Annotated in this window: 11 protein-coding genes and 1 pseudogene; 3 read left to right on the top strand and 9 right to left on the bottom strand. The window is 68.3% G+C overall.

Annotated features, from left to right (window positions below):
- Positions 1 to 45 precede the first annotated feature (45 nt).
- The 8 genes and pseudogenes from RMO12_RS13840 to RMO12_RS13805 form a co-directional block, all read right to left on the bottom strand.
- Positions 46 to 2,352: a protein kinase domain-containing protein gene (locus RMO12_RS13840; protein WP_309639730.1), complete on the bottom strand. Its 2,307-nt coding sequence runs from the start codon at positions 2,350 to 2,352 to the stop codon at positions 46 to 48.
- Positions 2,353 to 2,469: 117 nt separating this feature from the next.
- Positions 2,470 to 2,721, bottom strand: coding sequence for a molybdopterin converting factor subunit 1 (gene moaD, locus RMO12_RS13835; RefSeq protein ID WP_309626108.1), 252 nt, complete (start codon positions 2,719 to 2,721; stop codon positions 2,470 to 2,472).
- A gap of 616 nt (positions 2,722 to 3,337) precedes the next feature.
- A complete protein-coding gene (gene glp / locus RMO12_RS13830) occupies positions 3,338 to 4,549 on the bottom strand; it encodes a gephyrin-like molybdotransferase Glp (RefSeq protein ID WP_309639741.1) in 1,212 nt (403 codons plus the stop codon).
- An 88-nt stretch (positions 4,550 to 4,637) separates the two neighbouring features.
- Positions 4,638 to 5,150 (bottom strand): annotated as a pseudogene (gene mobB, locus RMO12_RS13825) (molybdopterin-guanine dinucleotide biosynthesis protein B); the annotation flags it as partial.
- 10 nt (positions 5,151 to 5,160) lie between these two features.
- Positions 5,161 to 6,594 (bottom strand): threonine synthase, encoded by a 1,434-nt coding sequence (gene thrC, locus RMO12_RS13820; RefSeq protein ID WP_309639728.1) that lies wholly within the window; start codon positions 6,592 to 6,594, stop codon positions 5,161 to 5,163.
- 22 nt (positions 6,595 to 6,616) lie between these two features.
- Positions 6,617 to 6,931: a hypothetical protein gene (locus tag RMO12_RS13815; protein ID WP_309639727.1), complete on the bottom strand. Its 315-nt coding sequence runs from the start codon at positions 6,929 to 6,931 to the stop codon at positions 6,617 to 6,619.
- Between the two features lie 16 nt (positions 6,932 to 6,947).
- Entirely contained in the window at positions 6,948 to 8,282 is a 1,335-nt protein-coding gene (locus tag RMO12_RS13810) for a homoserine dehydrogenase (RefSeq protein WP_309639726.1), read from the bottom strand.
- Positions 8,283 to 8,320: 38 nt separating this feature from the next.
- A complete protein-coding gene (locus RMO12_RS13805) occupies positions 8,321 to 9,550 on the bottom strand; it encodes a pyridoxal phosphate-dependent aminotransferase (RefSeq protein ID WP_309639725.1) in 1,230 nt (409 codons plus the stop codon).
- 100 nt (positions 9,551 to 9,650) lie between these two features.
- Between RMO12_RS13805 and RMO12_RS13800 the strand changes: the two genes are divergently transcribed.
- The 3 genes from RMO12_RS13800 to RMO12_RS13790 all read left to right on the top strand — a co-directional run bounded on the left by RMO12_RS13800 (position 9,651) and on the right by RMO12_RS13790 (position 12,409).
- Positions 9,651 to 10,061 carry an Mth938-like domain-containing protein gene (locus RMO12_RS13800; protein WP_309639724.1) on the top strand — a complete coding sequence of 137 codons (411 nt, stop codon included), beginning with the start codon at positions 9,651 to 9,653 and terminating at the stop codon, positions 10,059 to 10,061.
- Between the two features lie 44 nt (positions 10,062 to 10,105).
- Positions 10,106 to 10,585, top strand: a complete 480-nt coding sequence (locus RMO12_RS13795; protein ID WP_309625067.1) for a peroxiredoxin — start codon at positions 10,106 to 10,108, stop codon at positions 10,583 to 10,585.
- A gap of 147 nt (positions 10,586 to 10,732) precedes the next feature.
- Entirely contained in the window at positions 10,733 to 12,409 is a 1,677-nt protein-coding gene (locus tag RMO12_RS13790; RefSeq protein WP_309639723.1) for a PhoH family protein, read from the top strand.
- Between the two features lie 73 nt (positions 12,410 to 12,482).
- Here RMO12_RS13790 and RMO12_RS13785 read toward each other — a convergent pair.
- Positions 12,483 to 13,194, bottom strand: a 712-nt coding sequence (locus RMO12_RS13785; protein WP_309639722.1) for a zinc metalloprotease, incomplete at its 5' end; no start/stop codon positions are given.

The raw sequence follows: 13,194 nt of genomic DNA, 5'->3' as shown, positions 1-13,194 counted from the left end.
TCGGTGCCATGAGGGCAGCACCCGGCGTGCGCGGGGTCGGTCATCTCATCGGGACACTTCGTCGGTGCGGCGCAGTCGCACGCATTGCGCATGCGCGTAGAAGCGGTCGAGCTCGCACTGCGTCTTCATGCACTGGTAGAGCGCGAAGTTGCTGCGCGGCGCGCAGGCCGCGGCGGGGGTGAGGGGCGACGCCGGCTCCCTGGCACGCGCAGCCACCGCCGCTTCGTCGACGCGGCTGCGCGCGCGGGGCGGGGGGGTCTGGCGTGGCTGCGCCTGTTGATCCTGCGGCGCAGCGACGCTGCGCAATGGCGCGACCGCCTCAGCGCGTGACAACGGTGCGGCCGTGGCGGCGGGCGGTGGCGCCGTCGCGGCAGCGGGCGGGGCGGCTGGCGCCTCCGGCACGCCAAGGGGCGATGTCGGCGCGGCCGCTTCAGCGGGCGAAGCGGCGGCGCGCGCAGGCGAGCCCGGCTGCGCAGCCGGCGTGGGCGCAAGAGGAGCCCCGACGATGCGGCCCGTGGCGGCGATAGCGCCTTGGGCGGCATTCATCCGTTCACCGGCGCCGGGCGCAGCAAGCGTGGCATCTGCCGCGGCGCCGATGGCCGGGGTCGTTGCAGGAAAGGCTGCAGTCGTGGGCGGTGGCGCAGCAGGTGTCGGTGTCGGGGGCGCCACGGCCGGCGCGGCGCTTGGCGTCACCGGCACCGGCTCAGCCGCCGGACCCGCAGCCGCATCACGCTCGGCCGGCGTCACGGCCCGGGCAAGCCAGGCGAGCCGGGCATCGTCGGCCACATTGCGCATACCCAATGCCAACGCAACGGCGAACGCCGCGCCGACGAGCATGCCGCCCACCACCCACGGCCAGCGCAGCGCCCGCCGCTCGAGCGGTGGGCCCCACGGCGCGGAGCGCAAAGGCGCCAATGAGCTCAGGTGGGGCTCGCGCGCATCGTCGTCGTAGCCACCCTCGGCGGGAGCGTGCGACGCAGTCGGGCCGGGGTCCACCGCATACAGCGGCACGGGTGCCCACTGGGGTTCAAGGTCGCGCTCGGCTCTCATCGGCACGCTCGCCGGCTCCGGGGTTTCGGGCAGGGGTTGGCCGGGCGAATCGGGCTGCCCGGCGGTCGCCGCGGCTTGTTCGCCCGCGTCTTGCGTGGGCCACGGTTCTTCAGGCCAATGCGCCGACGGCGCCAGCGGGTGCGGCCCCTCGCCCGGCGCCGGGGGCTGCTGCGGCGCCGGCGTCCACGCCGGTGGTTCGACCGGATCGGGCGCCACCACGGTCGGCCCCGGCGCGTCGATGCCCAGCGACGCGTGCGCCTCCTGTTGCGCCTGCATCGGCTCGCCGACCGAGACCGGCTCGATGGGGCGCGGTGCGACGAAGGCCTGCGTCAGACGCGGCCGCAAGTCCTCGCGAAATTCCTTCACGCTGGCCGGCCGCTCGGCCGGGTCGAGCGAAAAGGCGCGGTCAATGGCGGTGATGAAGCTCTCGCCATAAAGGGCGCTGCCGCTGTGGCGACGCAGCTCGACGAGCTGCTGTGCGAGCCGCGGTGCCTGCTCCCCTTGAAGGCGACGCGCCGCCGCCAGCGGCGCCTGCCCAGTGATGCAGAACTGCAGCACCGCCGCGAGCGCATAGAGGTCGCTTTGCGGCCACGGTTCGAGCCGCCGTGCCGGGTCGAGCATTTCAGGCGGCTGGAACTCCGGCTCCGGCGCCGACGCGAGCCACGGCGCCAGCGCCGCGACGGCCCGGCGCGGCGCGCCGAAGTCGGGCAACAGCGGCGCGCCGTTGGGCTGCACCACGATGCGCCCCGGGCGCAGGTTGCCGTGGATGAGGCCGCCGTCGTGGACGTGCTCCAGCGCACCCAGCAACGGATCGATCAGGCGGCGCAACCAGGCTTCGTCGGGCGGTGCGGCGAGCGCAGCACGCAGCTGCACCAGCGAGCGACCGGGCAAATCGAGCCGCAGGCGAAAGGCGGTGCCGCGCGTCTGCCACACCGGCCCGATCCTGACGAGTGCCGGGTGGCTCAGGCGAGCGAGTTGGCCCGACTCTTCCAGGAAGGCCTGCAGGCCGGCGGCCAGCAGTTCGGACTGCACATCGCTGCGCGCACGCAACTCACCGTCGTCGCGCAGGGCGAGCGCCACCGGTGCGAATTCCTCGATGCCCAGCTCCATGCCCGAAGCGCTGGCATTGGCGAGATAGAGCACGCTGAAATCGTCGCGCTCGAGCACGCGGCGCAGCACGAAGCTGCCGATCGCCGTACCCGAAGCCAAGCTGTCGCGGTCGGTCGTGACCTGCCGCAACATGGCCTCGATCGGGTGCACCAGTGACAGCTCAGGCGACTTGGGTTTAACGGAAGCGGACATCGTTTGGGGGCCAGGCACTGCAGGAAAACAGAATCAGGATAGGAGCCAGGACAAGGTCGACACGTTTCAAGGAGTATCGGTTCCGCGCCGCCCCCTTTCGGCAATGCCGAGGGCGGCTCAGCCCCCCGTCACGGGCGGGAAAAAGGCGACCTCGCAATCCTGCTCGAGTGGCAAGGTTTCTTCGACCATCCGCTGGTCCAAAGCGGCGCGCAGCGCGCGCGTGCGTCCAAGCGCCTCGGCATGACGGCCGCCGCGCAGGATCAAGTGCTCGCGCAACTCGGCAAGCGTCGTACCCGCGGCGAGATCGAGCGTTTCTCCGGCGCCCAGCGCCTCACGAATTGACGCGAAATAGCGAACCCGGACCTTCATCTCGGTTACTCCACCGCGCTTCGCGCGACCCGCGACGCATGAAACGCTGACCGGGCGCGAGAGTCTGCCTTGCTCCCTCGCCCCTCTGGGGAGAGGGGCCGGCCGGGGGCTGCGCAAAGCCGCGGACGGGCGGCGTGCTTCGAGTGGCAACGAGCACCCCCGCAGCGCTCGGGCGCGTTGGTTTTGTTGCCTCCGCAAGGAACCGATGTGTCTCGCAAGGCCGCGGGCGGGTGGGCGGCTGCGCGACTGTGCGGCGCCGAGGAGCGCAGGGGCCCGTGGGTTGCGCATCGCCCTAAGGCGACGTCGGGCGCTTTGTCTGAGCACCGTTGGCCGCACAGCGGACAGAAGGGCGAGTTCTGCGCTCGCCCACGGGCACCGAGCACCGCAGGGTAGTCGCAGCGCAGCGGAGACCGCGGCACCGGAGCGCAGCTGCCCACCTGCCCGCGGCCTTGCGCTTCCCGCCTACCCGCCCGCGGCTTTGCGCTTCCCGCCACCCGCCCGCGGCTTTGCGCAGCCCCCGGCTGGCCCTCATCCCAACCTTCCTCCAGAGGGGGAAGGAGGAGCAAAGACCGCAATGGGCCGAAGGCAAACGGCCTCGTCGCTCCACTGAGTCGTTTCATCCGAGCAGCTCCGAAAACGAAATGAACCGAACCTGATCGCCGCGCGCGATGGCGTGGCCAGGCGGGTTGTCGAGCAGCCCCTCGGCCCACACGGCCGAGGTCAGTACGCCCGAGCTCTGGTTGGCAAACAACGCCAGGTCGCCCGCGTCGTTGCGCCGCACGCGCAGGAACTCGCGGCGCGCGTCTGGGCGCGGCCAGTCGAAGTCGGCACGCAGCAGCATCCCCTGCGGCGCGTGCGCCGGCACGCCCTGCAGCGCCAGCAACACCGGTCGCACCGCAAGCAAGAAGGTAACGAAGCTCGACACCGGGTTACCTGGAAGGCCGATGAACAGCGCCCTGCCCCCGCCCGCACGCCGGACTTCGCCAAAGGCCAGCGGCTTGCCGGGCTTGATGGCGATCTGCCAGAGGTCCAGGCGGCCCTCGGCCTGCACGGCGGGCTTGAGGTGGTCTTCCTCGCCGACCGAGACACCGCCCGAGGTGAGGATCAGGTCGCAGTCGGCGGCGGCGCGGCGCAGGGCGTCACGCGTGGCGTCGAGCCGGTCGGGAACGATGCCCAGGTCGACGACCTCGCAACCCAGCGCCTGCAGCAGCGCGCGCAGCGTGTAGCGGTTGGAGTTGTAGATGGCGCCGGGCTGGAGCGGCTCGCCGGGCATGACGAGTTCGTCGCCGGTGGAAAACAGCGCCACCTTCGGGCGGCGCACGACTTCGAGCGTCGCCGCACCCACCGACGCGGCCAGACCGAGCGCCTGCGGCGAAAGACGCGACCCGCGCGCCAACACCAGGCTGGCGCGCCGCACGTCTTCACCGCGACGCCGGATCCACTGGCCGGCACTCGGCACACCGGCGATGCGCACGCCGCCATCGACCGCCTCGCACTGCTCCTGCATCACCACCGCATCGGCACCCGCGGGCACCGGCGCGCCGGTGAAGATGCGCGCGGCGGTGCCGGCTTGGAGCGGTGCGCCGATCTGCCCGGCGGCGATGCGCTGGGTCACCGGCAGTACGCCGCCGGCCGCCGCGGCCACGTCGGCGGCGCGCACGGCGTAGCCGTCCATCGAGCTGTTGTCGGCGGGCGGGACGTCGAGCGTCGAGACGACGTCGACCGCCAGCACACGGCCAAGCGCATCGAAGGTGGAGAGACTTTGCGTCTCAGCCAGTGCCGGGGTCGCGGCGAGCAGGCGTTCGAGCGCCTGCTCCAGGCTCAGCATCGGCCGCGGTGTCGAGCGCAGTGTCGACTGCGGTGTCGACTGCGGTGTCGACATAAGCGGCTTGGTTATCTGCGTCATAGGGGCAACGGTACTCGTGGCGGGCGGACTGGCCGAGCAGGTGCGCAGTGACCGCGTCGGGATCGTTGAGGTCGAGCACCGGCAGCAGGGTCGGCTGCGGCAGGGCCTGCGGGCTGTCGGTGGCGATCGCCACCACGAACGGGTCGTGCGGATATTGCACGCGCTGGCCGGTGGCCGCGCGCCAGACCTCGATCTTGAGCAGGTCGGCATGCTTGAAGCCTTCGACCAGCACCCAGTCGACGTCCCTGGACAGCTCGGCGATGAGCTGATGCACGCTGAGATCGCCCTCGACCTCGTATTCACGGATCTTGGCCAAGCGCCGGTTCGATGCGATCACCACCTCGAAGGCGCCGGCCGCGCGGTGGCGGTGCGAATCCTTGCCGGGCTGGTCGATGTCGAATTGGTGGTGCGCATGCTTGACGACCGAGACGCGCTGGCCGGCCAGCCGCAGCCGCACGACGAGCTGCTCCACCAAGGTGGTCTTGCCCGAGCCGGAGTAGCCGCAGAAACCGACGACCTTCATGCGACGACCTTCACGCAGTGCAATGCTCGGCGATGAAGGCCTTCACCGCCCCGGCATCGGCAGCGATGCGCTCGAAGCGCCGCGGCAGCTGCTCGATGCCGGCGAACGCCGCTGGCCGTTCGGGCTCGCGGCCCAGCGCCTCGACGAGGGTGGCCGCGAACTTGATCGGCAGCGCGGTCTCGAGCACGAGCACGGTCTCGCCCGGCCGGCGCAAGCTGCGCGCGACCTTCAGGCCGTCGGCGGTGTGCGGGTCCAGGGTGATGCCGTGGTGCTCGGCGGTGTGGCGGATGGTGGCCAGCCGGTCGGCGTGGGTGCTCTTGCCGGAGACAAAGCCGAACTCGGGCACTCGCGAAAACTCGGCCGGCGTGAGCGTGAAGCCGCCGCGTCGCGGCACGTCCTCGCCGAACAGCTGCCGCGTGCGCGCCGCGGCAGCGGCGTCATGGCCGAGCAGGTCGAACACGAAACGCTCGAAGTTGCTCGCCTTGGAGATGTCCATCGACGGGCTGGAGGTCTCGTGTGTATCGGCGCTCGTGCGCACGCGGTAGGCGCCGGTGCGAAAGAACTCGTCGAGCACGTCGTTCTCGTTGGTCGCCACGATCAGGCGCTCGATCGGCAGGCCCATCATGCGCGCCACGTGGCCGGCACAGACGTTGCCGAAGTTGCCCGAGGGCACGGCAAAGCTCACCCGCTCCTGGTTGCTGCGCGTAGCCTGGAAGTAGCCGGCGAAGTAATAGACAACCTGCGCCAACAGGCGCGCCCAGTTGATGGAATTGACGGTGCCGATGCGAAAGCGGCGCTTGAAGTCCAGGTCGTTGGAGACCGCCTTGACGATGTCCTGGCAGTCGTCGAACACGCCCTCGACGCAGAGGTTGTGGATGTTGGCGTCCTGCAGGCTGAACATTTGCGCCTGCTGGAACGGGCTCATGCGGCCGATCGGGCTGAGCATGAAGACGCGCACACCGCGCTTGCCGCGCATCGCGTACTCGGCCGCACTGCCGGTGTCGCCGGAGGTGGCGCCGAGGATGTTGAGGGTCTCACCGCGGCGCGCCAGCTCGTGCTCGAACAGGTTGCCCAGCAGCTGCATCGCCATGTCCTTGAAGGCGAGCGTCGGGCCGTTGGAAAGCGCCTGCAGCCACAGGCCCGGCTCGAGCACCTTCAGCGGCGTGATCTCGGAGGTGCCGAAAATTTCTTTGGTGTAGGTCTTGTCGACCAGCACGCGCAGATCGCTCCGCGGCAGGTCACCGATATAGAGGCAGAGGATCTCGAAGGCCAGGTCGGCGTAGGCCAGGCCGCGCCAACGCGCCAGGGTCGATTCATCGACCTGCGGATAGCGCTCGGGCAGGTAGAGCCCGCCGTCGGGCGCCAGGCCTTCGAGCAGGATGTCGGAAAAGCCGCGCGGCGTGCTCCCCTGGGTCGGCAGGCCGCGGGTGCTGAGGTAGTTCACGAGCCAGCACTCCGCGAGGGCTTCAGAAGCCTGCGCCATAGACGATCAGGTCGACATAAAGCCGCGCGCCCAGCAGCAGCACGAAGCCGCCGATCAGCAGCAGCCAGTGCAGGCCTTGACCGCCGATGTGGTCGCTGGCCTGCAGGCTCCAGAACCAGGCCGCGCTCAGGGTGAACGTGCCGGCCACGTCGAGCAGCCAGCGTTGGAGCGGCAGCAAGCCCCACTGCGCGGCGCCGGCAATCACCATCAGGAACAGCGCCAGTTCGAGCGGCTTGAAACCAAGGTCGCACAAACGCACCAGCGCGACCAGGGTCAGCACGGTGACGAGCGTGGCCATCGGTGCTGCGGCTCATTCAGGACAGCTCTTCCTTGCGGATGCGCACGATCGGCGCCAGCACGGTGGGCAGCGCCTGCATCTTCGCGAGCGCGGCGTTCATGCGGCCTTCGAGCGTGTCGTGGGTGAGGATGATGAGGTCGGTCTGGCGCTCGCCGGCGGCACCGGCATCTCGGTTGGGCCGCTGCAGCACCGCGTCGATCGAGATCGAATGCTCGGCCAGGATGCGCGTGATGTTGGCGAGCACGCCGGCCTCGTCGACCACCTGCAGGCGCAGGTAGAAGGCGGTGATGACCTGCTCGATCGCGAGGATGGGCGTGGCCGCCAGCGAGTCGGGCTGGAACGCCAGGTGCGGCACGCGGTGGTCCGGGTCGGCGGTGATGAGCCGCGTCACGTCCACCAGATCGGCGACCACGGCCGACGCGGTGGGCTCGGCACCCGCGCCCTTGCCGTAATAGAGCGTGGAGCCGACGGCGTCGCCGTTGACCACCACGGCGTTCATCGCGCCTTCGACGTTGGCGATCAGCCGCGTGGCCGGGATCAAGGTCGGGTGAACGCGCAGTTCGATGCCGCGGCCGTCGGCGTCGTTGCGCCGCTTGGTGATGCCCAGCAGCTTGATGCGGTAACCCAGGTGTTCGGCATAACGAATGTCGGCCGCCTGCAGCCGCGTGATGCCTTCCACGTAAGCCGCGCTGAACTGCACCGGCGTGCCAAAGGCGATGGCGCTCATGATGGTGGCCTTGTGGGCGGCATCGATGCCTTCGATGTCGAAGGTGGGGTCGGACTCGGCATAGCCCAGCGCCTGAGCCTGCTTCAGCACGACACCGAAGTCCAGCCCCTTGGAGCGCATTTCCGAGAGGATGAAATTGGTCGTGCCGTTGATGATCCCGGCGATCCACTCGATGCGGTTGGCAGTGAGCCCTTCACGCAGCGCCTTGATGATCGGAATGCCACCGGCCACCGCCGCCTCGAAGGCCACCACCACGCCCTTGGCATGCGCGGCCGCAAAAATTTCGGTGCCGTGGACCGCGAGCAGCGCCTTGTTGGCGGTGACCACGTGCTTGCCAGCGGCAATGGCCTGCATGACCAACGAGCGGGCGATGCCGCAGCCGCCGATCAGCTCGATGACGATATCGATCTGCGGGTTGGCAATGACGGCGCGCGCATCGGAGACGACCTCGACGCCGTCGCCGACGATGCTTCTGGCGCGCTCGGTGTCGAGGTCGGCCACCATCGTGATTTCAATGCCGCGGCCGGCGCGGCGCCGGATTTCTTCTTGATTGCGGCGCAGCACCTTGAAGGTGCCGCCACCGACCGTGCCGATACCGAGCAGGCCGACTTGAATGGGTTTCATGGACAGGATTCTTGAAAGAAGGCGGCTAGCGCCGGCACTCACTGCGAGTTGCGCTTGCGGTAGTGGTCGAGGAAGCGGGCAATGCGGTTGATCGCGTCGCTCAAGTCGTCGGAGTTAGGCAGGAACACGACGCGAAAGTGGTCGGGGCGGGCCCAGTTGAAGCCGGTGCCCTGCACGATCAGCACCTTTTCCTCGGCCAGCAGTTCGTAGGCGAACTGTTGGTCGTCTTCGATCGGGTACATCTTCGGGTCCAGGCGCGGGAACATGTAGAGCGCCGCCTTCGGCCGCACCACGCTCACGCCCGGAATGGCGCTCAGCATCTCGTAGGCCATGTCGCGCTGGCGCGCCAGTCGGCCGGTGGGCGCCACCAGGTCCTTGATGCTCTGATAGCCGCCGAGCGCGGTCTGGATGGCGAGCTGCCCCGGCGTGTTGGAGCACAGCCGCATCGAGGCCAGCATGTTGAGACCCACGATGTAGTCGCCCGCGATCTTCTTGTTGCCCGACACCACCATCCAGCCGGCGCGGTAGCCGCAGGCGCGGTAGTTCTTGGACAGGCCGTTGAAGGTGACGAACAGCACGTCATCGGCCAGCGACGCGATGCTGGTGTGGGTGTTGCCGTCGTAGAGCGTCTTGTCGTAGATCTCGTCGGCAAACACGATGAGCTGGTGCTGACGCGCCAGCTCGACGAGCTCTTGCAGCAAGGTCTCGGGATAGAGCGCGCCGGTCGGGTTGTTGGGGTTGATGACGACGATGGCGCGCGTGTTGGGCGTGATCTTCCTGCGGATGTCGGCGATGTCGGGCATCCACTCGCTTTGCTCGTCGCACAGGTAATGCACCGGGTTGCCACCCGAGAGCGACACCGCGGCCGTCCACAGCGGATAGTCGGGTGCGGGCACCAGCACTTCGTCGCCGTTGTCGAGCAGGGCGTTGAGGCTCATCACGATGAGTTCGGACGCACCGTTGCCCAGGTAGACATCGTCGACACCCACCCCGGTGACGCTCTTTTCCTGCGTGTAGCCAACCACCGCGCGACGCGGCGCGAACATGCCCTTGCTGTCGGTGTAGCCCGCGGTGTGCGCGAGGTTGCGGATCATGTCCTGCACGATCTCGTCGGGCGGATCGAAGCCGAACACCGCCAGGTTGCCGATGTTGAGCTTGATGATCTTGTGGCCCTCTTCTTCCATCTGGCGGGCCTTGTCGAGCACCGGGCCACGGATGTCATAGCAGACGTTGGCGAGCTTGCTGGATTTGGCGATGGGCTTGGACACGCGGGCTCCGGTCGGGAGGGAAAAAGCGGGGTCTAAAATTAGAACACAGGGCGTCGGCGCGACCCTCTCGCGCCACCACCAACGCCCGGCCTACTCACCCATGAAACTGCAGCCAGACCGCATCGTCGGCGTCAACGTCATCGGCGGCTATACAAGCGACAGCGTGCGCATCGGCGAGCGCACCTGGCACCACAGCCTGCTGCTGCCGTGGCAGGGCGAGGCCACGGCCTGGCGTCCCGCGAACGTCGATGAGCTGGGCGTCGCCGACTTCGAGGCGGTGGCCGAGCTCGAGCCCGAACTCGTGCTGTTCGGCAGCGGCCACGCGCTGCGCTTCGCCCACCCGGCCTTGCTGCGCCCCTTGATCGAGCGCCGCATCGGTGTGGAGACCATGGACACGGCCGCTGCGTGCCGCACCTACAACCTGCTGGTGGCCGAAGGCCGCAGCGTCGTCGCGGCGCTGCTGCTCGCGCCGATTCAAGGCGTTCGAAAGACCCCATCGGCGCCTTTATAATCGCCGGCTAGCCTCGCCCGGGGCCCTCAACTTGCAGCATTTACATGACCCCCGCTCTCAACAAAGCCCTCCCGGAATTTGAAGCGCAGGCCACCGGTGGCGCGAAGTTCACGCCCCAGGCCTACCTGGGTCAGACGGTCATCCTTTACTTCTACCCCAAGGACAACACCCCCGGTTGCACCACCGAAGCGATGCAGTTCCGCGACCGCCACAAAGACTTCATCAAGGCCGGCGCCGTGGTGTTCGGCGTCTCGCGCGACAACATGACCTCGCACGACAAGTTCAAGCAGAACCTCGAGCTGCCCTACGAACTGATCGCCGACACCGAAGAAAAGCTCTGCCACATGTTCGGCGTGGTCAAGAACAAGATCATGTACGGCAAGAAGGTCAAGGGCATCGAGCGCAGCACCTTCCTCGTCGACCCCAAGGGCGTGCTCGTCGCCGAGTGGCGCGGCATCAAGGTCGCGGGCCATGTCGATGAAGTGCTCAAGGCCGTCAAGTCCCTGAAAAAGGCCGCCGCCTGACACGCCATCAGGGCGAGTCGTTTCCTCATTGAAGCCGCAGGGCCGCTGTGCATAATCGATTCATGCATGTGAGGCCCTCACCGCATCCAGGCAAGCCGCGCAGATCATCTCTGCGCGGCTTTTTGTTTTCAAAGATCACCCAAGTCCATGCCCCTGCCCAAACCGCCCGTCAAGAAAGCTTCCCTCCTCAGCGCGAGCGACTTCGACTCCCAGGCCGCGCCGCGCCCGGTGCCACGCGCGGCTCGCAGTGACGAGCCGCCCGCGGCCCTGCTCGACCTGTTCGACCCCGACCTGAAGGCGCCGGCCGCCAAGACCCCGGCGCGCCCGGTGCCGGCCACCGGCGGCACTTTGCCGGTGAAGGTGGCGAGTCGCGCCCCCTTGCCCGAGCCCAAACCGCGCGAGCCGCGCAAGCCGCGCAGCATCGGCCCGGCCAAGCTGTTCGTGCTCGACACCAACGTGTTGATGCACGACCCGATGTCGCTGTTTCGCTTCGAGGAGCACGACATCTACCTGCCGATGATCACGCTCGAAGAGCTTGACAGCCACAAGAAGGGCATGAGCGAGGTGTCGCGCAACGTGCGCCAGGTGAGCCGCGAGCTCGACGCGCTGGCCGGTGGTCCCGACGCCCGGCAGCTCGACGTCACCGCCGGCATCGCCTTGGCCAAGACGGGCCACAAAGAAGCCGGCGGCAAGCTGTTCTTCCAGACCACGCTGCTCGACGTCAAGTTGCCCGCGGGCCTGCCCCAAGGCAAGGCCGACAACCAGATCCTCGGCGTGGTGCAGGGCCTGCGCGAGCAGCAAGCCGGGCGCGACGTGGTGCTGGTGTCCAAGGACATCAACATGCGCGTCAAGGCGCGCGCGCTGGGTCTGCCGGCCGAGGACTACTTCAACGACAAGACGCTCGAGGACGGCGACCTGCTCTACACCGGCCTCTTGCCGCTGCCGGCCGACTTCTGGGAGCGCCACGGCAAGACGATGGAAAGCTGGCAACAAGGCGGCGCCACCTTCTACCGCATCGCCGGCCCCCTGGTGCCGGTGCTCATGGTCAACCAGTTCGTCTATCTGGAGACGCCCGGCGCCGCGCCGCTGTACGCCAAGGTGACCGAAATCACCGGCAAGACCGCGGTGCTCAAGACCCTGAAGGACTACTCGCACAACAAGAACGCCGTCTGGGGCGTGACCGCGCGCAACCGCGAACAAAACTTCGCGCTCAACCTGCTGATGGACCCGGACTGCGACTTCATCACACTCACCGGCACGGCGGGCACCGGCAAGACGCTCATGACCCTGGCCGCCGGTCTTTCGCAGGTGATGGACGACCGCCGCTACACCGAGATCATCGTCACGCGCGTGACGGTGCCGGTGGGCGAGGACATCGGCTTCCTGCCCGGCACCGAAGAAGAAAAAATGGGCCCGTGGATGGGCGCGCTCGACGACAACCTCGAGGTGCTGGCCAAGAACGAAGGCGGTGGCGCCGGCGAATGGGGCCGCGCCGCGACCAACGACCTGGTGCGCAGCAAGATCAAGATCAAGAGCCTCAATTTCATGCGCGGGCGCACCTTCCTCAACAAGTTCGTGCTGATCGACGAGGCGCAGAACCTCACGCCCAAGCAGATGAAGACGCTGATCACGCGCGCCGGTCCGGGCACCAAGATCGTCTGCCTGGGCAACCTGGCGCAGATCGACACGCCCTATCTGAGCGAAGGCAGCTCGGGCCTGACCTATGCGGTCGACCGCTTCAAGGGCTGGCCGCATTCGGGCCACGTCATGCTGGCGCGCGGCGAGCGCTCGCGGCTGGCGGACTACGCCTCCGAAGTGCTGTAGCGGCAGCGCCCTTCAAGGCGAAAAAAAGCCGGCGCAGTGCGCCGGCTTTTTCATTGCGCCGCAACCGCTTTCTTCAAGGCACCGAGCGGTACAGCGCATGCTGCGCATCGGCGCGCGAGGTCTGCGCGCCGCTGAACTGAACCATGCAGGAATCGTCGGTGTAATCCATGAAGTTCGTGATCGGGTCCAGCCCCGCGAACTTCTTGCCGGCGCAACTGTCGCGCCCGATCGGGCAGCCGAAGGCGGCCGAGCGTTCGGCCGGCGTGTCGGTGACCTGGTCGCCCGTGGTCGAGCAACCGCCCTGGAAGGTGTGATAGAGCCCCAGCCAGTGGCCGACCTCGTGCGTGCCGGTATCGCCCTCGTTGTAGGACGCGGCCGTGCCCCCCGGTAGCGACGAGAACAGCACCACCACGCCGTCCCGCTTCTGCGCATTCGAGTAGTCCGAGGGAAAGGTGGCCCAGCCGAGCAAGCCCTGCCCGGGGTTGGCGGTGTAGAGGTTGAGCGTGTCGGCGCTGCCCACGCGCAACGCCGCCTTCGCCTGCGTCTCGGCGGCCGAGCCGGGCGTCATGGCGTACCAGGCGGCGTTGGTGGTGCGAGTCACGCCGTTCGGCACCAGCGCAAAGCGAAATGGCGTGCTGGCAAACGCGCTGTTGAGCACCGCGATCTGCGCATCGATCTGGGATTGGGGAATGTCGCCGTTGGCAAGGCCGGCCCCGTTGTTGATGACGTGCACCCCTACCGGAATGAGCACCGACCCCATGTCCCGCGTAGCCGCCAGGCCGCTG

The organism is Methylibium sp. (genome assembly GCF_031393925.1).
GTDB lineage: Bacteria > Pseudomonadota > Gammaproteobacteria > Burkholderiales > Burkholderiaceae_C > Methylibium.
Note: the sequence above shows the minus strand (reverse complement) of the source record. Positions and strands in the feature narration are given on the sequence as shown.